The 22,581-nt window shown below is 34.1% G+C and carries 27 protein-coding genes; 10 read left to right on the top strand and 17 right to left on the bottom strand.

Annotated elements, in window-relative coordinates; genetic code table 11:
- Positions 1 to 275: 275 nt before the first annotated feature.
- Positions 276 to 1,148, bottom strand: a complete 873-nt coding sequence (locus C794_RS05095; protein WP_017796058.1) for a nucleotidyltransferase-like protein — start codon at positions 1,146 to 1,148, stop codon at positions 276 to 278.
- Positions 1,149 to 1,272: 124 nt separating this feature from the next.
- On the opposite strand from C794_RS05095, the gene C794_RS05090 reads away from it, so the two are divergent.
- Positions 1,273 to 1,638, top strand: coding sequence for a YgzB family protein (locus C794_RS05090; RefSeq protein ID WP_011065312.1), 366 nt, complete (start codon positions 1,273 to 1,275; stop codon positions 1,636 to 1,638).
- Between the two features lie 414 nt (positions 1,639 to 2,052).
- On the opposite strand, the gene perR is transcribed toward C794_RS05090, so the two are convergent.
- From perR to C794_RS05070, 4 genes are all read right to left on the bottom strand, one after another.
- Entirely contained in the window at positions 2,053 to 2,496 is a 444-nt protein-coding gene (perR, locus tag C794_RS05085; protein WP_017796057.1) for a peroxide-responsive transcriptional repressor PerR, read from the bottom strand.
- A gap of 202 nt (positions 2,497 to 2,698) precedes the next feature.
- Entirely contained in the window at positions 2,699 to 3,265 is a 567-nt protein-coding gene (locus C794_RS05080; RefSeq protein WP_017796056.1) for a cob(I)yrinic acid a,c-diamide adenosyltransferase, read from the bottom strand.
- A 9-nt stretch (positions 3,266 to 3,274) separates the two neighbouring features.
- On the bottom strand, positions 3,275 to 3,751 hold the full coding sequence (gene bcp / locus C794_RS05075) for a thioredoxin-dependent thiol peroxidase (RefSeq protein WP_017796055.1): 477 nt from the start codon (positions 3,749 to 3,751) through the stop codon (positions 3,275 to 3,277).
- A gap of 60 nt (positions 3,752 to 3,811) precedes the next feature.
- Complete coding sequence (locus tag C794_RS05070) at positions 3,812 to 4,246, bottom strand: potassium channel family protein (protein WP_017796054.1); 435 nt, start codon at positions 4,244 to 4,246, stop codon at positions 3,812 to 3,814.
- A 150-nt stretch (positions 4,247 to 4,396) separates the two neighbouring features.
- Here C794_RS05070 and C794_RS05065 point away from each other — a divergent pair, with 150 nt between their 5' ends.
- Complete coding sequence (locus tag C794_RS05065; RefSeq protein ID WP_017796053.1) at positions 4,397 to 5,695, top strand: glutamate-1-semialdehyde 2,1-aminomutase; 1,299 nt, start codon at positions 4,397 to 4,399, stop codon at positions 5,693 to 5,695.
- A gap of 261 nt (positions 5,696 to 5,956) precedes the next feature.
- Positions 5,957 to 7,198, top strand: a complete 1,242-nt coding sequence (locus tag C794_RS05060; RefSeq protein ID WP_017796052.1) for an MDR family MFS transporter — start codon at positions 5,957 to 5,959, stop codon at positions 7,196 to 7,198.
- Between the two features lie 227 nt (positions 7,199 to 7,425).
- On the opposite strand, the gene C794_RS05055 is transcribed toward C794_RS05060, so the two are convergent.
- The 4 genes from C794_RS05055 to mutY all read right to left on the bottom strand — a co-directional run bounded on the left by C794_RS05055 (position 7,426) and on the right by mutY (position 11,611).
- Positions 7,426 to 9,180, bottom strand: coding sequence for an ABC transporter ATP-binding protein (locus C794_RS05055; protein ID WP_017796051.1), 1,755 nt, complete (start codon positions 9,178 to 9,180; stop codon positions 7,426 to 7,428).
- A gap of 112 nt (positions 9,181 to 9,292) precedes the next feature.
- Positions 9,293 to 9,820: a nucleoside tri-diphosphate phosphatase gene (gene ntdP, locus C794_RS05050; protein ID WP_017796050.1), complete on the bottom strand. Its 528-nt coding sequence runs from the start codon at positions 9,818 to 9,820 to the stop codon at positions 9,293 to 9,295.
- 193 nt (positions 9,821 to 10,013) lie between these two features.
- Complete coding sequence (locus tag C794_RS05045; RefSeq protein WP_017796049.1) at positions 10,014 to 10,196, bottom strand: gamma-type small acid-soluble spore protein; 183 nt, start codon at positions 10,194 to 10,196, stop codon at positions 10,014 to 10,016.
- A 350-nt stretch (positions 10,197 to 10,546) separates the two neighbouring features.
- Positions 10,547 to 11,611, bottom strand: a complete 1,065-nt coding sequence (gene mutY / locus C794_RS05035) for an A/G-specific adenine glycosylase (protein ID WP_017796047.1) — start codon at positions 11,609 to 11,611, stop codon at positions 10,547 to 10,549.
- 79 nt (positions 11,612 to 11,690) lie between these two features.
- Between mutY and C794_RS05030 the strand changes: the two genes are divergently transcribed.
- Positions 11,691 to 12,680 carry a metal-dependent hydrolase gene (locus tag C794_RS05030; protein ID WP_017796046.1) on the top strand — a complete coding sequence of 330 codons (990 nt, stop codon included), beginning with the start codon at positions 11,691 to 11,693 and terminating at the stop codon, positions 12,678 to 12,680.
- 41 nt (positions 12,681 to 12,721) lie between these two features.
- Here C794_RS05030 and C794_RS05025 read toward each other — a convergent pair whose 3' ends face one another.
- Positions 12,722 to 13,054, bottom strand: a complete 333-nt coding sequence (locus C794_RS05025) for a YfhH family protein (RefSeq protein WP_017796045.1) — start codon at positions 13,052 to 13,054, stop codon at positions 12,722 to 12,724.
- 63 nt (positions 13,055 to 13,117) lie between these two features.
- Positions 13,118 to 13,933, bottom strand: a complete 816-nt coding sequence (gene recX, locus C794_RS05020; protein WP_017796044.1) for a recombination regulator RecX — start codon at positions 13,931 to 13,933, stop codon at positions 13,118 to 13,120.
- 77 nt (positions 13,934 to 14,010) lie between these two features.
- On the opposite strand from recX, the gene C794_RS05015 reads away from it, so the two are divergent.
- The 6 genes from C794_RS05015 (at position 14,011) to C794_RS04990 (ending at position 18,013) form a co-directional block, all read left to right on the top strand.
- Complete coding sequence (locus C794_RS05015) at positions 14,011 to 14,910, top strand: TIGR01777 family oxidoreductase (protein WP_017796043.1); 900 nt, start codon at positions 14,011 to 14,013, stop codon at positions 14,908 to 14,910.
- Between the two features lie 336 nt (positions 14,911 to 15,246).
- Positions 15,247 to 15,807, top strand: coding sequence for a GNAT family N-acetyltransferase (locus C794_RS05010; RefSeq protein WP_017796042.1), 561 nt, complete (start codon positions 15,247 to 15,249; stop codon positions 15,805 to 15,807).
- A gap of 96 nt (positions 15,808 to 15,903) precedes the next feature.
- Positions 15,904 to 16,032 carry a YfhE family protein gene (locus tag C794_RS20645; RefSeq protein ID WP_017796041.1) on the top strand — a complete coding sequence of 43 codons (129 nt, stop codon included), beginning with the start codon at positions 15,904 to 15,906 and terminating at the stop codon, positions 16,030 to 16,032.
- Between the two features lie 96 nt (positions 16,033 to 16,128).
- Positions 16,129 to 16,332 (top strand): PLD nuclease N-terminal domain-containing protein, encoded by a 204-nt coding sequence (locus C794_RS05000; protein WP_017796040.1) that lies wholly within the window; start codon positions 16,129 to 16,131, stop codon positions 16,330 to 16,332.
- Complete coding sequence (locus C794_RS04995) at positions 16,329 to 17,237, top strand: ABC transporter ATP-binding protein (protein WP_017796039.1); 909 nt, start codon at positions 16,329 to 16,331, stop codon at positions 17,235 to 17,237. The genes C794_RS05000 and C794_RS04995 overlap by 4 nt, the downstream gene beginning before the upstream one ends.
- Positions 17,237 to 18,013 carry an ABC transporter permease gene (locus C794_RS04990; RefSeq protein ID WP_017796038.1) on the top strand — a complete coding sequence of 259 codons (777 nt, stop codon included), beginning with the start codon at positions 17,237 to 17,239 and terminating at the stop codon, positions 18,011 to 18,013. The genes C794_RS04995 and C794_RS04990 overlap by 1 nt, the downstream gene beginning before the upstream one ends.
- Before the next feature lie 238 nt (positions 18,014 to 18,251).
- On the opposite strand, the gene C794_RS04985 is transcribed toward C794_RS04990, so the two are convergent.
- The 6 genes from C794_RS04985 to C794_RS04960 all read right to left on the bottom strand — a co-directional run bounded on the left by C794_RS04985 (position 18,252) and on the right by C794_RS04960 (position 22,304).
- Positions 18,252 to 18,953 (bottom strand): hypothetical protein, encoded by a 702-nt coding sequence (locus C794_RS04985; RefSeq protein WP_017796037.1) that lies wholly within the window; start codon positions 18,951 to 18,953, stop codon positions 18,252 to 18,254.
- A gap of 3 nt (positions 18,954 to 18,956) precedes the next feature.
- Positions 18,957 to 19,811, bottom strand: coding sequence for an ABC transporter ATP-binding protein (locus tag C794_RS04980; protein WP_017796036.1), 855 nt, complete (start codon positions 19,809 to 19,811; stop codon positions 18,957 to 18,959).
- Positions 19,801 to 20,178, bottom strand: a complete 378-nt coding sequence (locus tag C794_RS04975) for a GntR family transcriptional regulator (RefSeq protein WP_017796035.1) — start codon at positions 20,176 to 20,178, stop codon at positions 19,801 to 19,803. Before C794_RS04975 ends, C794_RS04980 begins: the two co-directional genes overlap by 11 nt.
- 136 nt (positions 20,179 to 20,314) lie before the next feature.
- Positions 20,315 to 20,494 (bottom strand): type II toxin-antitoxin system antitoxin, encoded by a 180-nt coding sequence (locus tag C794_RS04970; RefSeq protein WP_017796034.1) that lies wholly within the window; start codon positions 20,492 to 20,494, stop codon positions 20,315 to 20,317.
- Positions 20,495 to 20,506: 12 nt separating this feature from the next.
- On the bottom strand, positions 20,507 to 21,355 hold the full coding sequence (locus C794_RS04965; protein WP_017796033.1) for an SPFH domain-containing protein: 849 nt from the start codon (positions 21,353 to 21,355) through the stop codon (positions 20,507 to 20,509).
- Positions 21,356 to 21,431: 76 nt separating this feature from the next.
- Entirely contained in the window at positions 21,432 to 22,304 is an 873-nt protein-coding gene (locus C794_RS04960; RefSeq protein ID WP_017796032.1) for a ComEC/Rec2 family competence protein, read from the bottom strand.
- Between the last annotated feature and the right edge of the window lie 277 nt (positions 22,305 to 22,581).

Below are 22,581 nucleotides of genomic sequence, written 5' to 3'. Positions count from 1 at the left end.
GCGCTCTTAAGCAGCGACCTCTTAAATATACCATGCTGTGTTTTTTTTGTCAACAACTTTTTTGTTGTTTTTTTTAAATCTTTTTTTGCTGAACGCTTGCTCAAATCAGCAACGAAATTTACTTTACCATGGCTCATAATGAAAGTCAACGATTATTTTACATTTTTTTAACACAAACATTAAAACAAGGAAAGATATGGGGGGTAATGCAAAATAATCGTTTCCTAGGCGCTTTCACCATCTCATTATATTCAAAGTCACAAGGAATGTTACTATTACTTTTCTTTCAATCTATAAGCGCGTTGAAATACAGCAGGGTTTTTTGTCTCTAATAAAACCACTTCTACAATGCCTTTTTCAACTAAATAGGAAAGTATTGCGCTTAAATCGTATGTGTAATGTTGAACATCAGTAGTTCCTTTTATCGAAGCATATGACCAAGGTTCTTCTTGTTTGTCCATTATCTCAAGGAGATGTTTTGAAGCAGAGTGCGCGCGATTATTCATCACAAAATCCATAGCTATCAACATTAGCTCAATTCTTTTTTCAATGGACTCATTACTGTCTAATAAAGTTTCATATAATTTATACACTTCAAGATCGATGTTCTTCACCTGATTCCATACAGTCACTTCAGGATAATAACCATGATCAATAACTGATAATCTTGCTAAATAATGTAAGGAATTTAGGATTTTACTATGCGCATCTCTTATTTCTCCAGCATCATAAAGTAATTTTGCTTCGCTATAACTTTTTACAAGTTTACCAAAATCAATAACCTTCCTTAAATCTCTTTTGTCTTCAGGAAAGAACCTTAATTCTTCTTTAAGCTGTTTTACATATTCATTTCTATCATAGATGGTCCTTCCATATATAATCCATTCGACCGCTCTTCTATAACCACTCGTGTCTATCCACTCCATTAATATCTCTTCTTTTACTAAATGAAGCGCAGCAGTTTTCTCCTCTACTTCATAATGTTTAACAAACCAGTTATTTGATTGTTCACGTACAATAATAAGTAAAATACTATCAAAACCATCTGTTAATGGACGATCGAATTGCGTTGCTTCTATAGTTAAAATTCCTAATGTATTAGAATTACTTGCATGTTCTTGGTAAATTGGTCTTAAAAAATTTTCCATTAAGACGCCTCCCCACTACACCTAATATTTAATATATTCGTTACATTCCAGTAAAATCCTCTAATCAAATTCAATCTTTTCTTAAACTATGCTATACTACAATAGAAGAATAAGGAGGACAACCATGTCACAACAACTTACATACTCAAGTAAAATAAATAAGATCCGCACATTTGCATTGATACTTGTTTTTGCTGGTATTATTACAATGTACGGTGGTATTTTAACCAAGAATATTGAATGGTTAATGGTAATTTTCTTTATCCTGGGTACCTTAATGGTGATCCTTAGTTGTGCAGTATATGTGTGGATTGGTACTTTATCACTTCGAGCAGTACCTGTAATATGTCCAAGTTGTGAAAAACCTACAAAAATGCTTGGCCGTGTAGATGCATGTATGCATTGTAAACAACCGCTCACCATGGACAAGAATTTAGAAGGAATTGAATTTGACGAGAAGTATAATTCACGTAAATATAAAAAGAAATAATTTAAATAGAACAAAAGCGTAAACGCCCATTTAGAAACCATAGCGAGTGCGCCCCCTTGTTTTTTAGGGGGGTTCAACTAAGGTAGAACTTCCTCTTTCCTTCGAGATAAAGGAATCACGGTGAGGAACGAGCCAATGATGACTTTCACTCAAGTATAAGTGCGGCTAAGCCTCATAAAGTACATTCGGCAGTCTTCTTTTCACCCAGGTATAAGTGCGACTAAGCCTCATAAAGTTCATTCGGCAGTCTTCTTTATCGTAGGGCGTTTCGTGAAGTCACCTAGTTTCTGGGTGTTGGAGCTGGACGTGGCAATTTCTGTCTACGAAAAAAAGAGGGCCACAAATATTTACTTTCTTACCTAATAAAAATAAACCCCGTCTCCTGACGGGGTATTTTAATACAATTTAATACCATTAGTGCTTTTTAGTATTTATTTCTTGGCATTCATCGCATTTACCGTAAACTTCTAAGCGATGATGGCTAACATCAAATCCAGTTACTTGTTCTGCTAGAGATTCTACCTCATTTAATAAAGGGTAATGAAAATCAACAATCTTTCCACAATCATTACAAATTATATGGTAGTGATCTGATGTATTACAGTCAAATCGACTAGAGGAATCACCATAGGTCAATTCACGTACAAGTCCGATATCTTTCAATACACGTAAGTTATTATACACGGTTGCAACACTCATATTTGGAAACTTACCTTCTAATGCTTTATAAATCTCATCCGCAGTTGGATGAACCATAGCGTTCAAAAGGAATTCGAGCACTGCGTGTCTCTGTGGTGTAATACGGACGCCTGATTCCTTCAATGTATCGATTGCTTGACGCAGACGTTGTTCAGACACCGTTAAACACCTCTCTTTCAGTATATATTTTTAGTTAATAAAATTATTATATTATAATCTTTATAAATAGTTTACCTTCATAAACCGTTTTCTGTCAACAATGGTATAACGACCAAAACCAATTATAAATTGACACTTCATGAAATTGAACGTGATCTAGCACTTTTGGATAATGTAATTCCACCTATACGCTTTGGCTATACTACATGCTAGTTAAATCAACATGTAGACCTAGTTCTTGCTCACCAAGCTTTTTATTGATATAACGTGCTGCCACAAAAAGAAAATCAGATAAACGATTTAAGTAGGAGAGTACGAGTTTATTTTCAATTTCTTCATCTAAACCTACTACTAATCGTTCTGCTCGTCTAACAATCGTACGTGCACTATGCAAAGCACTCGAAGCTATGTGTCCAGATGGTAAAATAAAATTATTTAATGGGTCTAATTCCTCGTCCCAAATATCTATTTGTTTTTCCATTTCAACTATATGCGACTGTTTTAATTTCCAGTACACTTCTTTGTCCTTTGGAGTAGAAAGCTCTGCTCCAACATGAAATAAAATCGTTTGTACACGATGTAATTGATCGAGAAAGTCTTGTCTTCCTTCCCACTCTTCATTACCAAGCGCACTAACAGCCAACCCAATTGCTGAGTTTGCTTCATCACATGTCCCATATGCTTCTACTCGCATATGATTTTTTGGAACTCGTTGTCCATATACTAATGAGGTTAACCCTTTATCTCCAGACCTAGTATAAATACGCATATTTAACCTCTATTCGTCTTCTTTCATTGCTTTAATGTATGCTAGAGCATTAGAAACATGATCCTTCACTCTTACTTTTCTATATTCTTTTATTAAATTTCCTTCTTTATCAATAATAAATGTAGATCGTTCAATACCATAATATTCTTTTCCAAAGTTTTTCTTTAACTTCCAGACATCGAATTGTTCTGCAAGTTGATGGTCTTCATCTGAAAGAAGATTAAATGGTAATTCGTGTTTATCTATAAACTTCTGATGTCTAGCTTCTGGATCAGGACTTACTCCGAGTATTACTGCATCTAACTCTTTAAAGCTTTCATGATTATCCCGAAAATCACATGCTTCTGTTGTACACCCCGGTGTCATATCCTTGGGATAAAAATATAGGACTACATATTTCCCTTTATAATCAGACAAACTTATATTTTCACCATTTTGATTTGGTAAACTAAAATCATTGACTTTTGATCCTATTTCTACAGACATTATTGTTAACCCTCCAACATATAACCATTTCTTTCAATATATCACATTAAATACAGATATTCATTTATCCCTGCTCCTAGATCCAATTTGCACAACCTTTAATACAAACGCTGCTGGCAATATGTAGCCAATTAAAGCTTGAGACACCGCAATTAATCTTCCAATTCCTATTGGAATAATGTCTCCATAACCTATCGTTAAAAGTGTAACCCCACTAAAATAAACAGAATGTATTAATGACCCAATAATACTAACTTGTCTAAGTTCTCCATGTTCTACAAGTACTATCCCTTCAAGAGATAGTATAAAATATATCATCCCATATCCAATCATGATTGTTATATATACAACAATCATAGCAATGAAGATCTCTATTGAAAAATGTCCCTCTCTCATACGCAACAATTGGCTGATATTATTTGTTTGGATAAAATCATATATACACTTCCCACCTATAATCACAATAATAATTAACATGATCCAAGGTATTATCATAAAGAACAATCCCCTCTTAATGGCTCTTATTCTATATATATGCCAAAGAACAAAGAGCTTGTTCAAAAATTAAAAATGTACGTTTTATAAGAATTTCTAATTGATTTTTGATATATTAGTAACTGGTTAGACAGAGGAGGAAAATAACTGATGAAATTTACAAATTCCGAAAAGCTACATCAAGAGGCTCTTCAACATATTGTAGGAGGAGTTAACTCCCCTTCTCGTGCATATAAAGCTGTAGGTGGTGGTTCGCCTGTATATATGGAACGAGGACAAGGGGCATACTTTTGGGATGTGGATGATAATAAATATATTGATTATTTAGCGGCTTATGGCCCAATCATTACTGGTCATGCACATCCGCATATTGCAAAAGCAATTGCCCATGCTGCAACAACAGGTGTTCTATATGGTACTCCAACACGTTTAGAAAATGAATTTGCTCAAATGTTAAAAGACGCTATCCCTTCATTAGAAAAAGTTCGATTTAATAATTCTGGTACTGAAGCTGTAATGACAACGATTCGTGTAGCACGTGCTTATACTGGGCGTACAAAAATAATTAAATTCGCTGGTTGCTATCACGGACATTTTGATGCTGTTTTAGTAGAAGCAGGATCTGGACCTTCTACATTAGGTACTCCAGATTCAGCTGGAGTTCCAACTTCAACCGCATCTGATGTAATTACTGTTCCGTTCAATGATATTGGAGCATTTAAACTAGCATTAGATAAATGGGGAGATGAGGTAGCCGCAGTACTTGTAGAACCAATAGTTGGGAATTTTGGAATCGTTGAACCTTTTAAAGGTTTTCTACAAGAGGTAAATGAATTAACCCACCGAGCAGGAGCATTAGTAATATACGATGAAGTGATTACTGCATTCCGATTCACATATGGAAGTGCTCAACAAATTTATGGCGTAGAACCGGATATGACTGCCATGGGTAAAATAATTGGTGGTGGTTTACCTATTGGTGCTTATGGAGGCAGAAAAGATATAATGGAACAAGTGGCACCACTAGGCCCTGCGTATCAGGCTGGGACGATGTCAGGTAACCCGGCATCAATGGCTGCAGGTATTGCATGTTTAGAAGTGTTAAAAGAGGAAGGCGTTTATGAAGAGTTAGATCGTCTCGGAAAACGGCTAGAAGAAGGTATTCACGAAAAAGCTCGCGAGCATGGTATTCATATTACGGTTAATCGACTCTGTGGTGCTTTGACGGTATACTTCGGAGTGGATCAGATAACGAATTACGCAGAAGCAGATGCTTCAGACGGAGAAGCCTTTGCAAAATTCTTCCAACTAATGCTGCGAGAAGGAATTAATCTTGCACCTTCTAAATATGAAGCTTGGTTCTTAACAACAGAACATAAAGATTCAGACATTGAAAATACTATTGATGCTGTTGGGCGAAGCTTTGCAGAAATGGCTAAAACTTTATAGCCAATAAAACAAAGACCTACAATCTGGAAAAATCTCAGTTGTAGGTCTTTTTTACATTTAAAAAAACATATGCTTTTATTTGCATATGCATCAACCAGGAACAAACGTTCTATTTATATAACATATAAAATAAAGACATTCCTGCTTCGAATTCTATAATAGTATTATAACTGATTGCTAAATATAAGTCTATAATTTTCCGAAAATTAAATATAAAATATATACTACCTGGCCAGGAATTGATTTTTAGGAGCTATTTAAATGTCATGGATAACATGGGATCGTAATTTAAAAATAAGATTGTTAGGTGAAACCTTATTTAATATGCTGTTTTGGATGTATTTCCCTTTTTTAACCATTTACTTTAGTGAATCAATAGGTGTGGTTGAAGCAGGTTTTATGATGACTGCCCCAGCTATTATTAGCATATTTGGCGGAATGATTGGCGGTTATTTTGCTGATGAATATGGAAGGCGGAATATTATGATACTAGGTTCGTTTATGCAAGCAATGTTTTTTGCTTTGTTCGCACTATCTGTATCCCCTTGGATAGACTACATTGCATTTGTCGGCATAAGCTTAGGAAAAGCTTTTTACAGACCAGCAAGCAGTGCTATGGTTGCTGACTTAGTCTCAGAGAAAGAGCGGCGTAATGTATTTGCTACGTTTGCTTCTGCTAACAATATCGGGGCTATTTTTGGTCCATTTCTTGGAGCGGTATTATTTTTTCAATATAGAACTGAATTATTATGGTCATGTACATTTATTGCCTCTCTTTATTTTGGCATAATTCTTCTGCTTATGAGAGAAACAATGCTTATTCAAAATTCAAAGAAAAAAACAACTGCTCTTTCAGTTATAAAGGATCAATGGAAAAGCTATTTTCACATTCTTAAAGATAAAGTTTACCTCTATTATATTGTTGGTGGAATGTTTATCACGATATCGATAATACAATTAGATCTATACCTTGCATTATATGTAAAAAACTATGTCCCAGCACAACAACTTTTTTCGATAGGCGACTGGTCATTTTCATTAAATAGCGAGCAAATTTTCGGTTGGATGATTGGGTTAAACGGATTATTATTTGTCTTATTAGTGATTCCTATTACAAAAAGGATAAATGGTTGGTCAGATCGAAATGCACTTGTACTCGCTGCATCTTTATCTGGAATCGGGATGTTTAGCGTCGGACTTTCTACTAACATTTGGCTGTTGTTTATACTTACAGTAATTTTTACTATTGGTGAAATCATTCATGGACCAGTAGTTCAAAACTTTGTCGTTTCTTACGCTCCTAAAAGTGCAATAGGACAGTATATAGGAGCTTCTGACTTACAATATTCTTTTGGAAGGTTCATCGCTCCCTTCACGGTCATATTATCAAGTGTATTTCCACCAATGTTTATTTTTGGATTCATTCTACTTTGTGCTTGCATCAGTACACTTTTCTATATCAGAATGTTTAATTTTATAGATAAAGAAGAGATTGGGATATAACAAAAATTTTTGCTCAAAAGATGAATGATAGATTGAATTAGCATAAGAAATATACGGAGACCCCTATGGGAAAGAAGCCTAAGCGTTCCACCCTGAATGCGGAGCGTCTGGGGGCTCACCAGCCGCCTTAGGATAGATAAGTGCAGTATATTTCTGATGCGGGTTTTAAAAAACCTATTCATTCGGATTTATCTTTTGTGTAAATATTATTGTCCCAATCTCTTGTTTTAATTATCTTCTTCTAGGTGTTGAATCTGGTATAAATCATAATAATGCCCTTGTAATTTCATTAATTCTTCATGTGAACCAGATTCAATAATTTGTCCGTCTTCAACAACAACAATTCTATTCGCATGTGTAATAGTCGCTAGTCGATGCGCAACGATAAATGTAGTTCGGTCTGATGCTAATCGCTCCATAGTTTCTTGAATAAGATGTTCGCTCTCAAGATCCAACGCAGAAGTTGCTTCATCAAAAATAAGAATTGGTGGATTCTTTAAAAATACTCTTGCAATAGCAATGCGTTGTTTTTGTCCACCAGAGAGTTTTACTCCCCGTTCTCCTACCATGGTGGCATAACCTTGAGGCAAGGATTCAATAAATTGATGAGCATTAGCGGCTTTTGCTGCTTGCACCACTTCTTCATCCGTTGCTTCTGGATTACCCATACGTATATTCATTTCAATCGACTCAGAGAAAAGTATATTATCTTGTAATACCATACCAATATTATCTCTTAACGATCTAGATTGATAATCACGAATATCTTTCCCATCAACTTTTACACTTCCACCTGTTACATCATAAAAACGAGGAATAAGACTAATTAATGTCGACTTTCCTCCACCACTCATACCTACAAAAGCGACGGTTTCACCTTTGTCTACATGGAGAGTAACGTCTTTAAGTACTGGTAATTCTTCTTCGTCATATTGAAATGAAACACGTTCAAATTCTACCTCACCACTCAGCCTTCCAGGATCAACAGCGTCTTGTTTATCAGATATATCATATTTCTCGTTCATTAACTCAAAAACACGATCAATCGACGCTATAGCTTGCACTAATGTAGTAGAAGAATTAATTAAGCGACGTAATGGGCTATATACACGTTCCATATATCCTACAAATGCAACCATTGTACCTAATGTAACCACACCTGTAATAACTTGATAGCCAGCAAATGCAATAACCAACAACGGTGCTAAATCAGTAATTGTATTAGTTACAGCAAATGTTCGTGCATTCCAATCAGTATGTCGTAATGCCTTATCAAGAAAGTTACTGTTTCTTTTATCGAATTGCGCTTGTTCATAATCTTCAAGCGCAAAACTACGTGTAACTGGTACTCCCTGTACACGCTCATGTAGGTGACCTTGCACTTCTGCCAGTGCTTGTGACCTTTCTCGCGTAAGTTTACGTAATCGACCAAAGAAGTACTTCACTGCAAAACCAAATAACGGGAATAAAATAATGGAAACAATGGTTAGTTGAACATTCATTGTTAGCATAATTACAATTGCTATCAAAATAGTTGTCAAATCCAACCATATATTCATTAAACCAGTAATCACAAAATTCTTCGTCTGTTCGACATCATGTATTACCCGGGAAATAATTTCTCCGGTTTTTGTCTGAGAATAGAATTTTAAGCTTAATTTTTGTAAATGATCAAATAATTTATCACGAATATCAAATAAAATTTTATTCCCTACCCATTGAGCAAGGTATTGTCTTACGTATTCAATAGGTGGACGAAGAATTAGAAAAACAACAAACGATATCCCCATCACCCAAAATAACTGCGTAATTCTTTCAGATTGGGTTAATCCTTCTACAGATATAATATCATCAATTACATACTTCAAGATTAATGGCATTAATAATGGTATCCCAAATTTCATGACTCCAATAATTAATGTCAATACAATTTTCCACTTATATGGTTTTACAAATTCCATATACTGTTTAATACTGCTCATGAACATCATCTTCCTCTATTGATGTGATTAGTTATCATTAAAAAACCTTGTTACGACTCACGGTAACAAGGATACCTCTTTCTTTATAGCTATTGCAATAAAATAGCTTCAATTAATGATACGTTAAGTACATTTCATACCAATTATCGACAAAGTCGGGGGAAAATGGTCCTTTCCCTTGTCTTATCCATCGAATTAATATTTCTAACTGTTGATGTAAAATACGATCAATTACTTGAGGGTAATTCATCAAATTCCTATGTTCTTCGTATTCATCTTCGTCTAATAATTGAAATGTCATATCAGGAAAAACTTTTACATCTAAATCATAATCAATATATTTTAATGCCTCACCATCATAAACAAACGGCGAGCTAATATTACAGTAGTAGTAAATTCCATCATTTCGTAGCATTCCAATAATGTTAAACCAATACTTAGAATGAAAATAACATATGGCTGGCTCTCTGGTAATCCAGGAACGACCATCACTTTCAATTACTCTTGTTCGATCATTCGCTCCAATAACTACACTTTCTGTACCCTTTAAAATTACACTATTCTCCCACGTACGATGAAGTTGTCCATTATGTTTATAGCTTTGGATAGAAACCTTAGACCCTGCATTCGGAGAAACCATTGCACTCCTCTCCTTTTCTTTTTCACCCGCTCAATCAAAATTATTACTACTATTATAATTGTTCTATATAGAAATATAAAGCTAAACGAACAAGAACTGACTTATGTATGCGAAAGAAGATCATAAAAAGAGCAATATAAAAAGAGTTCCCTTTACATCAAAAGGGAACTCTTTCATTTAATAGAAACAGATGTTATTTTTTGTTTTGTTGAGATTTTTGATTTTGTTGTTTCACTTGTTGTGCATCTGTTTCAGAAGCAAACTCAGTACCATATTGTCCTTGACCTTGAGCAGCTTGTTTGTTTTGTTGTTTAACATGCTGTGCATTTGTACCTGCTGCAGTAGTTTGATTTTGTTGATTTTGCTTTTTAGCCATCAATATCACCTCCGCAATAATTAATTTATCCAGTAACTCATTTCTTATCCATCTTTTTTTCACTGCAAAAAATGGAAAGGATGTGTACTTCATAAGTGCACAAAATATAAATGTAAACATTCCTAGGGAGGAGATACCAATAAAGCTTGAAAGAGACTTTTCTGAACTATCCATGATGAGTAAAACAGACTGGGAGGATGGGGAGCTTTATTATTTCCAGCATGCTTTATCACAAATTCTTCCTTATATTAATTCTGAAGGACTTTCCATTCTTCATGAGATAAATAAAGAAATGTTCCAACGCATAGAAAAAAATCAGGACGTCCATTTGGATTAATCCTGATTTTTCCTTATAAAAATTGCATCATTTTTTGATGTGACACAGGGAAAGGGTAATTTACAATTCCTTCTTTAGAAATGAATGTTAATGAATCTTTATTTAAAGATTTTTGAGAAGTATTAGCTTTCTTTATATCCATTTTCCATATAATATGACTGAATGTATGTTTTAAATTTCCACAATCTGATTCTATTTGTAATTCAATTCCATATTTATCATACATCCATTGTTCAATTTGGTTTAAACCTACCTCCTCTAGAGGAACCATTGGAAACTGCCATAAGTTTGCTAATAACCCTTGTTCACTACGTTTTTCAATTATATATTCTCCTTGGTCATTTTTAATGAGCAAGACAATATACTGTTTGATTTTTTGCTTTTTTGCTTTTTTCTTAATTGGTAACTGTTCTTGGATCCCATGTTGAAAAGCCTGACAGTGTTCCATTACTGGACAAAACATACATGTTGGTTTTTTTGGTGTACAGATCATTGCACCTAAATCCATAATTGCTTGATTAAATGAGGAAGGATCTTTATGTGATATAATTTCTCCAACATATTGCTCTATTTCTTTTTTAGTTGATTGTTTTGCAACATCATCTTCTATCTTTAAAATTCTAGAGAACACTCTAAGGACATTTCCATCTACTGCAGGAATGGGTTGATCAAAGGCAATGGATAGTATTGCACCTTTTGTGTAAGGACCAACCCCTTTTAAGCTTGCCAATTCCTTTTCACTATTAGGTATTTCACCATTATATGTATCTACAACTTCACGCACTGCGGTTTGTAAATTTCGTGCACGGGAATAGTAACCTAAACCTTCCCAAGATTTTAATACATCTTGTTCATCTGCTTGAGCTAAATCATAAACTGTTGGATATTTCTCCATAAAACGATTAAAATAAGGTATAACCGTATCTACCTTGGTTTGTTGTAGCATAATTTCTGACACCCATGTTCTATAAGGATTTTTTTCTCTTCTCCAAGGAAGATCACGTTTATTCAAATAGTACCATTCCAGCAAATCGGTTTGAAAAACTGGAATGTTAAGATTTTGTAACCTTTTATTCATCTTTTCCCCACATCCTTTATGTTACAATAGCGACTAGTTTGACTTTAATACTGGTAATAATTAAGGAGGATAATCTTTTATGGACACTGGTACGCATATAGTTATGGGTGTTGCATTAGGCGGCCTAGCAACAATAGACCCTGTAGTGCAAAGTAATCCTACACTATTTCATGCTGTATTAGTTGGTACCGTTGTTGGGTCTCACGCACCTGATTTTGACACGGTGTTTAAACTAAAAAATAATGCAACTTATATTCGACACCATCGAGGAGCCTCCCATTCACTGCCAGCAATTGTCATATGGAGCTTTCTCGTATCCGGATTAATATATTTATTTGTACCTGAAGTTAGTTATTTACATCTTTGGTTATGGACACTATTAGCTGTCGTTATCCATGTGTTTGTCGATTTATTTAATGCATACGGTACACAAGCATTTCGTCCATTCTCTAAAAAGTGGATAGCCAAAGGTTTCATTAATACATTTGATCCCTATATCTTCTTCTTAAATGTTGCCGGAATTGCGGCATGGGCTTTAGGTGCTAATCCTGGCATTACTTGGGTAATTATTTACTCAGTCATTGTACTATACTACATTAAACGATATATGGACAAAAGAGAAATCGTCAAAAAAATTCATGAATACTATCCAGAGACTAAATCTATAGCCACCTCTCCTACAATAAAACAAAACTATTGGCGTGTCGCTATAACCACTCCAGACCACTTTTATGTAGGTAGAGTAGAAAATCGTCATATTGAAATTATTGATGAATTTCTACGGGTTCCACTTCCAGAAAGTGACATAATGGATGTAGCAAAACAAGATAAAAATATCCAATCTTTCTTGAACTTTTCTCCAATTTATCGTTGGGAAATTAATGAACAAGAAGATGGTTCAACAGAAGTTCGTTTTATTGATTTAAGATACCGTTCAAAAGATTACTATCCATTTGTAGCTGTTGTACAAATCAATGCGAATTTGGAAATTGTCACTTCGTACACAGGTTGGATATTCTCAGAAAGAAAATTACAAAGTAAATTAGTTCCTAGTGATTCGTCATTATAAAAAGGATGGTTAGCTTTTAATTAACCATCCTTTTTTATTTATCATGCTAACTTTTTGCCTAAAAGTGAGATTGGCAATGCTTCGATTTCTTCACGTACCTCTTCTAATAAATTTATACGATATCCCCACGCAAATACTCCATTAATATAATCAATTTTAAATGTATAACCTGGCTCCATCTTTAATTGATAAATTTCACCTTTTTTAAAATCATCTGGATTTATTGTATATGCTAATGCCACTTGCATTTTCCGCTCATATATTTGTACTTCAGAAACATTCCCAAGTTGTTCTGCTTTTTGTGCCTTTTCTTTTAAATTTCCAATTTCTCGGTGTAATTGTTCAATAGAATAATCACTATAACGAAAATTCATATCTCTTCCCCCCTATTCATCCTATATAATTGTATCAGCAACACTACCTATAAACCATTGATTTTACTCATCTTGAAGTGACTGATCAATAAACTGGTTAATCATATCAAATGAAAATCCTTTACGATATAGACCTTCCATTACTTTTTGTTTTAGAGCAAAACCACTGTGTTTTTTTTGATATTTATAAAGAAGCTTCTCTCCTTGCAGTTGAAGAACTTCCCATTCACGATCTGCATCCTCGGTTGTGTCCATTTCTTGAATGACCATACTTATTACTCCAGAATCAAACCCTTTTTGCATAAGATTTTGTTTAATTTGATCGATTCTTTTTTGATGGGAATCTTTTGATTTTGATTGCAGTTTTTTATTAATTAACTTTTCTACTTTCTGTTTCTGTTCTTCCACAGAATATTGTTCAAGTGCAGAGGTTATTTTACTCTCATTTACACCCTTTTCATATAATTCTTGTCGTATCATTTTTGGACCTTTAGAAGACGAATTCTTACGAGACCGAACAAACATCTGTGCAAACTGTTGATCATCCACCCATTTTTCTCGTTTTAATCGTTTAATAATTTCATCGATATGTGTCCCATCCACTTCTTTTTTTTGTAAATAATCGCTAACTTCTTTTTCTGAGCGCATTCGATAGCTTAAAAAGTGTATAGTAAGGGTATATGCTTTATGTAATGTATCTTTTTGCTCGAGAATTGAAATCATTTCATCCTCAAGCTCCATTCCTTTAGAAAGACGATATTCAATTAATATCGCTTCATCTACACTAAAACCATATGCATCACCATCAGGAGTTTGTAAAAAGATATTATATCGATTTTTATGTTTCTTTTGTGTTGTAATACGAGCAATTTTTTTCATTGGTTATTCACCTCTTTCTATACATCATAGCAAAAACTACGCAACGAATGAACTAATATAAAGGGAGGCTATCATATATGAAATATGCTTTGATAAGTGGAGGAACAGGATTCCTTGGTTCTGAACTAACTACACAATTACAAAATCAGGAATATCACGTATATATACTTACTAGGTCGGTAGAAAATAAAGTGAACACATCTACAGAGACTTACATAGATTATACTGTTCAAGCTGATTCTCTACCTATATTTGAAGTTGTAATTAACTTAGCAGGTGAATCATTGTTTGGATATTGGACCGAACAAAAGAAACAATCTATTCTCAACAGTAGATTAAAAATAACCAATCATCTTATACAGTTAATGAAAGAAATGAATACCAAACCTAAGGTATTTATTAGTGCTTCTGCAGTTGGATATTATGGCATGTCGGAAGATTTAATTTTTACCGAAAGAACTACCGAAGCTGCTGACGACTATTTAGCTTCTGTAACCGAAGAATGGGAAGAAATCGCAAAAGCTGCAAATTCATTTGGAATACGCACAGTCTATACAAGATTAGGAATATTATTAGGAAATAAAGGCGCTTTTCCAATGATGAAATTACCAACTCAACTTTTTGCTGGGGGTAGAATAGGTAACGGCGAACAATGGCTATCATGGATTCACATTGAAGATGCTGTTCAGTTAATTTTATTCTGTATACACAATAGTACGATTACCGGGCCGATTAATGTGACAGCACCAAATCCAAAACGCAATAAAGACTTCATGAAAACAATTGCTAAAACGTATAGAAGGCCATATTGGTTTCATGTACCTCGCCTAGTTATGGAAACCACTTTTGGTGAAATGGCACACCTAATAACAAAAGGACAGTATGCATTTCCTCAAAAAGCGATCGATCATGGTTTTTCTTTTAAGTTTCCAAATTTACAAGAAGCCATAGAAAATATCAAGGAAACAAAATCGTAGACTGAAACTTCTTCAATTGGTGAATTACTGAATTTTGCATACGTTTATAAATTTTATATTTTCTTCACAAAAAAATGGTTCCCTTTTTTAAAAAAAGGTTGTAAAATAAAACTACTAAAAACATGAAAGAGATGAATCGTATAGAAATTTCAAGCAGAATTAAATAGGGAAGGCAAATGGTGCGCCACCGGGTACTACCTGGTTCTAGTGGGTTCGATTCCCACCCCGAATTTTTGTTGAGATCTATAAATGAAAATTCGAGGGTGGGCAACTTACAGATTCCTTATTATATTGGCATCTGTCTATACCCACCTGGAAAAAAGGAGGGTATTTTTTATGCTAAAAATGCGTGATTTACAGGAGGTGCCTGTACTTTTTGAACTTATGGCGCACCCGGAAGTATTCCCTTTTGTTAGGCATAAAGCAACAACATCAGATGAATTTTATTTCTTAACGAAACAAACCATAGAAGCAGAAGAAAGAGGAGAATTAATTTCTCGTACGATTGTTGATGAATATCAACAGCCCATCGGTACGATTAACCTTTTTGATATAGAGGATAACTATGGATTTCTTGCCACATGGATAGGCCAACCTTACTTTGGCAAAGGATATAATCGTCCTGCAAAAGATGCTTTTTTCCATGAACTATTTATGGATCATAGCATAGATGGTATCTTTATGAAAGTTCGCAAATCAAATGAACGTTCTAAAAAAGCAGTATTAAAATTACCTTATATTACATTTGCAAATGATGTATATCCGCAAATGTATCAACGAGTAAATGGTACTGATGACATTTATGATTTATTTGTAATTATGAAAGAACATTATTTATCATATCAACAATTCCAAATGGATACTCCTGTGGAAAGTACTGGAGAGGAAGTATCTTAATCACTAGAATTACCTTAGTAACCCGCTCGTTGGATAGATGATTTTGTATAAAAGTTCCAATCTTGGTTATGCTACAGGTAAAGTGAGGGATGCTATATGGTAAAGCAACGATCTTCGGAAAAAGAAAAATTCCTTTCAAAAACTCAAGAAGTTTTGTACGCAAGAGAATTCAAACGTGCAAATCGAGTGTATGATCAATTCTCTCAAAGAAAAAGTCGAGGCTAAAAAAAGCTTCGACTTTTTCTTTGAATTACATGAATCTTTTTTTCAAATGAATCGTACAAATACTAATGAATAAAAGAAAGTGAAGTGATACATATAATGGAAGAATTATTAGAATACTTACCAATTATTTTACCTTTTGTTATCATTCAAATCATTCTAATGATTATTGCACTCATCGATTGGAGCAAGAACAAAGAATCATTCGATAGTATGAAACTAGTTTGGTTAATCGTAATTATATTTCTTAATATATTTGGTCCAATTATTTATTTTCTCTTTGCAAGGAGGAATAATGAATGAACTTGTTAACCGTAAATCAATTGACTAAATCATACAAAGGAAAAACTGTAGTTAACCATATTGATTTTAAAGTTCCGGACAACGCTTGTGTTGCATTAATTGGTCCTAACGGCGCCGGCAAAACGACTACGTTAAAAATGCTAGCAGGGCTCTTACAACCTAGTTCTGGCGAAATTATATTTCATAATCGACCTATAAAAGGAGATTTCCGAAATTATATTGGTTATCTACCTCAATACCCTACTTTTTATTCATGGATGACCGGATATGAATTTCTAGTATACTGTGCAAAACTTTGTCTTTTATCTCCAACAGCAGCGAAATCACGTGCTAAGGAACTTCTACAAAAAACCGGTATATATGAAGCTAAAGATAAAAGAATCTCTAGCTATTCAGGTGGCATGAAACAACGCCTTGGGATTGCTCAGGCAATAATTCATCAGCCAAAGTTGTTATTATTAGACGAGCCTGTATCTTCCCTGGATCCTATTGGTAGAAGAGAGATACTTTTGCTTATGGAAGAGCTAAAAAAAGATATGTCCATCTTTTTCTCTACTCATATTTTACGAGATGCTGAGGAAGTAAGTGACGAACTCATCCTTTTACATCAAGGAAAGGTTATTGAATCAGGTTCTATTAGTAACCTACAAGATACATATCAAACTTCTATGATTAGATTAGAATTTCAAGACAGCTTAGAAATATATCAAGAAAAAGTAAATAAGTTATCAAATGTATCCGACACTTATATTGAAAAAAATACACTGTGGGTAACAGCAATCGACATACCGTCTGCTCGAGAAGAAATATTATTAGAAGCAGCCACTCATAACTGGGACTTAACAAATTTTTCGATTGATAGAGCTTCTTTAGAGGACATGTTTATGAAGGCGGTGAACCGATAATGCAATGGAACACTCTATTTCAGAAAGAAGTTGTAGAAAACTGGAGAAATAAAAAATGGATTTGGTTCCCACTTGTTATCATTTTATTATCGATTTTAGATCCAGTCACTAATTATTTCTTACCACAAATTTTAGAAGCAGTTGGTGAGATGCCTGAGGGTATGGAATTCATTTTACCTGAATATACAGTAGCAGAAGTAGTGATGATGACACTTGGTCAGCTCAGTAGCTTAGGAGTGTTAGTAATTGTTTTTTCGTCTATGGGAATTATTGCAAATGAACATAAAAGTGGTGTATCACAAATTATCTTAGTAAAGCCTATTGACCATCACTCATATGTAACTGCAAAATGGGCTTCTTTACTTTTACTAGTATGGGTCTCTTGGATATTAGGCATGCTTGTAAGTTGGTATTATATTTATTTGTTATACGGGCCGTTATCATTTAATCATATGGTACAAACTATCTTTTTCTATGGATTATGGTTATCTCTTGTTGTTACTGTAGTTGTTTTTTATAATACATTTGTAAAATCACAAGGTTTAATTGCGTTTCTATCCATTGCGAGTCTAATGATACTATCAGCTCTAACGCAAGTTTTTCAAAGTGCACTGAAATGGAGCCCTATTCATTTATCTGATTACATTAAACTAACTATTGACCAAAGTCCCATTCATACAGACCTTATATATACCGGTATAGTTACCATCATAATTATAGCTATATTACTGCTACTTTCAGTAATACTTTTTAGAAAACAACAATTAGAGAGATAAAAATAGAGAGGTACGGGAATAATAAAGTAAAACTAACATTCAGTGAGGGAGGTACGCTGATCGTCACTGAATGTTAGTATAACTAGGATTTGACCTAGAGTCCATGAACTGAAATCGAATATTATTGAGCAATATCCTCCAATATTATCCACTAAAGATTTAGCTTCATCAGCTTGAAGTAAGTGTATTACTCCCACATATATCTTTTAGCAACACTTTTTATTATCTAAGCTCTTCATTATACTTTTTGAACAACCGTCATTCTTTTTATAAATAGATAGCTAAACATATACAGTACTATCCCAATAAGGAATAAGATAAAGAATGTTAGTATTGAAGCATCTGGTAATATATTTGCAAAAGCATCGATTAACCAACCATCAAATAGTCCGTATAAGGATACTACTAAGAATGCTGCTAAGAATAGTCCACCACCAATTAATCCGGATCGATAAAAAATCAAACCTACTAAAAATAATAATGCCATAAGAAAGAACATAAAAAAGGTATCAATAATAGTTCGTGTTAACCAGTTATCTGTCAGTAACATTGCTGGATGGGAAAAGATAAAGTTAGATACCCCGAATAAATGATGCATACCCTCTGTAACCAGTTGTAATGTGTTTCCTGCAATCGCCATAAACAAAGAATAACCTAAAAAGAAATAAAAATAACTAAGAAAAATATTATTACGGATTGCTCCCATTTTTAAACCAAATGGTATATCCTTTTTCACACTTTGAAATGCTATAATGCAAACATTCGTGTAGGTCGCAAATGGCATCATCCAGTAAAACTCAGTCGCACCTACATCAATTAAAAAGTAAGCAAGAAAACTCAAAACGATCAGCATCGCAATTAAAATCGTCCAAAATATCTTACCATGTCGCATTAAATCTTGGGTATAATAATACAATAGCCCTTTGACTTGATTATTCATCTTCTATGCCCCTTTCCTTTCTGTTAAGTGAATCATTAATTCCTGAATAGGAACTCCTTCCACTTGTAATCCGGCTGCCATTGCTTCTTCTTTTGTACCGTACGTATATGCCATCGAGTTGCCAGCCAAATCTTTTCTTTCAATTACTTCTTTTCCTTGTAAATAAGCATCTACCTTAGTTGTTGGACCTGTAACAGCTACTGTCTTATCCCTCAATACTTCAGAATCCTCTTGTAAAGCTAACGTACCTTCTCGCAAAATTAATACTTCTTCAAACATTAAACTAACTTCATCAATTAAGTGAGTAGAAAATATAAACGTTCTTGGATATACTTGATAATCCTCTAAAAGCAGCTCATAAAATCGTTTTCGCGATGGAGCATCCATCCCGATATATGGTTCATCAAAGACAGTAATCGGAGCTCTACTTGCTAAACCTACAGTGATTCCTAATGCAGACTCCATTCCTTTTGATAATGTTTTTACTTTTAATTTTTTTGTTAAATTAAACTCTCCCAGGAGTTGTTCCGCAAAATCTTGATCCCAGTCAGGATAAAAAAAGGAGAATATTTTAAGCACGTCTTTGATAGTAATTTCTTTTGGAAAGTTATTTGATTCTTTAACTAAACAGATTGATTCCGTTAGCTTTTGCTTATCAAACGGGCTTTCTCCGTCTAATTTAATTTCCCCACTAGTTGCGAGGATTTGGCCACTGAGAATATCCATAAATGTTGTTTTCCCAGCCCCATTTCTACCTAGTAAGCCATAGATCTTATTTTTTTCTAGTGTAAAAGAGACATTATCTAAAGCATACTTCTCGCCATACTTCTTACTAAGGTTGTTTACTTCAATCTTCATTAAAATTATCCTCCCTTTTCCACATTTCCAATATTTCATCTTCACGCATACGAAGTTTTTTTGCTTCGTGTTTTAATGGAAGCATATAGTGGTCATAAAACGTTTGCTTTCTTTTTTCGATTACAATATCTTTGGCTGATTCTGTTACAAACATGCCTACTCCTCTCCTTTTCACCAAAATTCCCTCTGCCACCAATTCATTTATACCTTTACCTGCAGTAGCAGGATTAATTTGATAAAAGGCGGCAAATTCATTTGTGGAAGGTACTCGGTCTCCAGATTTATAGGAATCATCCATAATTGAGTCTTCCACGTGATCTTTTATTTGCAAAAATATAGGTTTATTTTCATCCAGTTCTTTTCTCATTTTTAGTTCATTCCTTAATTGGTTAATTACTTATGTAACTAACTATATAACACAGGTCTATAAAAGTCAAACCTTATTTAAATAAAGTGAGCAATATGTTTTTTGCACAAAAAAAGGACAAAGCATACGCTTTGCCTTAGTCTTCACCTATTTTTTTATCTTGTTTTTTGGGTAATCTTCCAGCTCGTTTTGTAGATTCTCGCAGTAAAAATTCTACGTGGCTATTTACGCTTCGAAATTCATCTTGCGCCCATTTTTGTAATACATCGTAGAGTTCTGGATCAATGCGTAAAGGAAAGTTCTTTTTTTTTGGCATAAATAACCCTACTTATTGATACAAGGAACCTGTATTCACCACAGGTTGCGTCCCTTGATCGGAAACAATGGAAACAAGTAAATTGTTAATCATTGCTACACGTCTTTCATCATCCAAATCAACGATGCCATCTCTCTCTAAACGAGCAACTGCATCTTGTGCCATACCTACTGCTCCATCTACAATTTGTTTTCTAGCCGAAATAATTGCACTTGCTTGTTGACGCTGTAACATCGCTTGGGCGATTTCTGTAGAGTAGGCTAAATGCGTTAGTCTTGCTTCAATTACTTCTACACCTGCTACTTTCAAACGCTCTTGTAATTCTTGTGTCAATTCATTCGAAACCTCGTCTGCATTACCTCTTAAAGTTAAGTCATTATCTTCAAATGAATCATAAGGGTATGTTGTCGCAACTGCTCGAATCGCAGTTTCACTTTGGATTTCTACAAATTGTTCGTATTGGTCAACATCAAAAACCGCTTTAGCAGCATCTACCACTTTAAATACAACAACTGCTGCAATTTCGATAGGATTACCATTTACATCATTAACTTTTAGCCGATTACTATTAAAGTTACGAACACGTAATGAAATTGTTCTTCTTACAGAAAAAGGGATAGTTATGACAATTCCTTCTCTTCGAACAGTCCCCATATACTTACCTAAAAATATTACTACAATTGATTGATTCGGCTGTACGATCGTTATTCCACTAATCAAACAAGCTGCAATTAACACAAGAAATATCCCAATAATGAATTGCTGCTGAATGAATGCAAAGGCTCCAAATGCAATTAGTGCAATAATAAGTCCTAAACCAACAATACCATTTAAACTCCATGCTTTCCTTTCTTGTATCATGACATCACCTTTTCATATTATATTTATATTATTATGATATCACTTTTGTATAATAATGTAAATTAATATGAATCTGTTATCCTATAGATTCTCTTATAAACTTTTGTATTGGATTTTCTTCTGGAGTTATAACCATTGAATTTCCATCAGTTTCTAACACAATGTTGCCAAGTGCGGCCGTTGAGTATATAGCAGATTTTACTGAATATAAATTTTCTATTACTCGTTTAACTGGGTGGCCATATCTATTTTCTTTGCTATATGTGAGTATAGAGATATCTGGACTGACTTCTTGTAAAAACTTCAAAGATGAACTAGTTTTTGAACCATGATGTCCCACCTTAATTACCTCAGCTTGAATATCATAATCCTTCATAATTTGTCTTTCTTGAGCCTTTCCCACGTCACTCATCAGAAGCATATCCATATCACCGTACGTTAATTTTAATACGATGGAGGATTCATTATTCGTACTAAAGCGGTGATAGCTATTCCACACATCTAATTCAATCATTGGATCCACTTCAATTGGTACGTCTTTTTCTGCTAAGTGTACAGGTATTTCAAGTTCGCGTAATTTGTTGATGTAATTAGCAAATGTCTTTGTAGGGTGCAATTTCCCAGTATCATAAGCCTCTCCTACCTCTACAGAATCCAATACTTTTAATAACCCACCTATATGATCAATATCAGGATGGGTTGAAATAAGTACGTCGATTTGATTAATTTTTTGTTTTTTTATATAATTAACTACTTTCTCTCCCGCATCAGGTGGGCCACCATCAATTAAAATTGTTCTATCAAGCGGTGTTTCAATTAATATGCTATCGCCTTGACCAACATCAATAAAATGAACTCGCATGCCAGGAGCTTGACCTGCATATATAGATGCAGGATCTACAAATAATATAAAAGGCAGTAATATTATTATCCATAGCTGTCTTTTCATCAATTAACACCTTCTAAACTTATTTGTATTAGTGTTAACCTGTATGAACCATGTTATGAAGAGAGTAAAATGGAAATTAATATAATTTAGGTTAAATTATTCTATTGAAAGCAGAAGTAGTAATTGTTTTATTGCAGTATTATTTGTGTCCCTTCTGAAACGGCGCTCCTCATCTTGGGTACATAATTGACTTTTATCTTCCATGGCTGGTCTCGGTTCATTTTTGGGAACATAAATAATTTCTAAACGAAAAAGGATTAGAGTATAATTTCATAAA

The sequence above is a fragment of the Oceanobacillus kimchii X50 genome, from assembly GCF_000340475.1.
In the GTDB taxonomy this organism is placed as follows: Bacteria; Bacillota; Bacilli; order Bacillales; family Amphibacillaceae; genus Oceanobacillus; species Oceanobacillus kimchii.
The sequence above is the reverse complement of the archived record's forward strand: the minus strand, read 5'-3'. Positions and strand labels throughout refer to the sequence as shown.